Raw genomic sequence first — 1,687 nt, forward strand, 5'->3', positions numbered from 1 at the left:
CTCCACCGCTCGCTGCGGCGCGTGTGGGCGATGAGGAGCAGCGCGACGCGGTGCTGGCCCGCGTGGAACGCGCCCAGGAGCAGGCCGAGGCCGCCCTGGTGTCGCTGCGCGCCACCGTTCGCGCCGTGCGCCCCGCCGTGCTCACCGATCGAGGGCTGGCGGCGGCCGTGCGCGAGCTCTGCGCGGGCTCCGGATTGGAGGTGGGGGTGTCGATCAGCGGGGACGACTCGGCGATCACCCCGCACAGGTCCGCGCGGCCCAGGCCCTGGAGGGGGTGATCCACGCGGTGACGACGACGCTCCTGGGCGCGATCATTGCCGTCGCAGTGCAGATCATCGGCTATATCACCTGGGACAGGACCGTACCGGCGGCCCAGGTGGCCCGGGGAGGCCCCTGGGGAGAGCTCGGCGCGCTGGGGGCGGCGACGCTGCTGGTCATCGCGCTCGCCATCGTCGCGTCCTCCGCGCTGCTGGGCCGCTCCGCGGTGGAGACCCTGCGGGCCCGGGACTGGACCGCAGCTGGCATGACTGTCATGACCGCACGTACTGTCTGCACAACCGCCTTCAGGTCAGGCGTCCACGGCGCCGGGCGGCTGCCAGGAGAGCCGCCCCTGCGGCCAGGCCCACCGCGATCGTCACGAGGGACCCCTCAACCCCCATGGAGCCACCGGTCAGCAGGTCCGCCTCATGCCAGGTGGCCTGAATAAGGCCCTGGCCACCGCCAACGCTACCTGAGATCGTGGAGCCGAAGAGGCCTGCCTGCACGGCGTTCCAGGCGATGTGCACTCCGATCGCCATCCACACCCGTCCGGTCAGCAGGACACCGGCCTCCAGGACGATCGCCACCACACCGATGAGCGTGGCGCCGTCATTGAGCAGGTGAGCAGCACCGAAGAACACCGAGGTGGCCGCCAACGCCCACCACGGCCCGACCCACGCGGACAGCAGGCGCAGCAGGGTGGCGCGAGCGAAGAGCTCCTCGCCGACTCCAGCCATAATTCCCACCGCGAGTGCCCCCACGGCCGCCGGCTGCCAGCCGAGGCCGTGGACCCGGTAGACGCCCATGGCTGCCAGGAGCGCGAAGCACACGACCATGACCCCTGCGCCGACTGCTAGCCCCACCGCAAGCTCGCGCAGTGCGCCCCTGGTGGACAGCTCGAGAACCTCGCCGTGGCGCAGGCGCCTCATGAAGGTGCGGTACGCAACCAGGGCCGCCACCGCTCCGAGCACGGACCCCACCAGTGCAGGCAGTGGATGGGCGAGGAAGTCGCTGGGCCTAACCGCGGTGGGGACCTCTCCCTGAGAGGAGGCCATCCCGGCCCACACGGGGATCGCAACGACCTGGCAGCCGACGACGCAGAGCAGATCAGTCCCACAAGGGCCTGAAGCCCCCACAGTCGCCCGCCCGCGCGGTGGGTGGAGTGGGGGTGGATGACGTCTGTGCTGGTGGGAGAGCCGGGAGCTGCCTGGGACCGCAAGATCATACAACGCACGCTAGATGGCCTCGGGTGCGTCGCACCATCCGGGAATCCCTCGACTCCGGGTAGGGATATCCCTAGCCCGTCGGAGCCTCAGGCGAGGAGGGCGTCGACGAAGCCCTCGGGGTCGAAGGGGGCCAGGTCGTCGGCGCCCTCGCCCAGGCCGACGAGCTTGACGGGCACGCCGAGCTCGCGCTGGACGGTGACGAC

Annotated in this window: 2 protein-coding genes and 2 pseudogenes; 1 reads left to right on the forward strand and 3 read right to left on the reverse strand. The window is 71.3% G+C overall.

Annotation, left to right across the window (positions count from 1 at the left end; all coding sequences use genetic code 11):
• Positions 1–278: pseudogene (locus tag B1H55_RS12580) on the forward strand (hypothetical protein); the annotation flags it as partial.
• Between the two features lie 61 nt (positions 279–339).
• Here the strand turns inward: B1H55_RS12580 and B1H55_RS11960 are convergent.
• From B1H55_RS11960 to B1H55_RS11970, 3 genes and pseudogenes are all read right to left on the reverse strand, one after another.
• Positions 340–534, reverse strand: a complete 195-nt coding sequence (locus B1H55_RS11960; RefSeq protein WP_080461761.1) for a hypothetical protein — start codon at positions 532–534, stop codon at positions 340–342.
• A gap of 29 nt (positions 535–563) precedes the next feature.
• Positions 564–1,238: a CPBP family intramembrane glutamic endopeptidase gene (locus B1H55_RS11965; RefSeq protein WP_231952856.1), complete on the reverse strand. Its 675-nt coding sequence runs from the start codon at positions 1,236–1,238 to the stop codon at positions 564–566.
• A gap of 332 nt (positions 1,239–1,570) precedes the next feature.
• Positions 1,571–1,687, reverse strand: a pseudogene (locus tag B1H55_RS11970) (signal recognition particle-docking protein FtsY); the annotation flags it as partial.

It is taken from the genome of Actinomyces denticolens, from assembly GCF_002072185.1.
Taxonomy (GTDB): domain Bacteria; phylum Actinomycetota; class Actinomycetes; order Actinomycetales; family Actinomycetaceae; genus Actinomyces; species Actinomyces denticolens.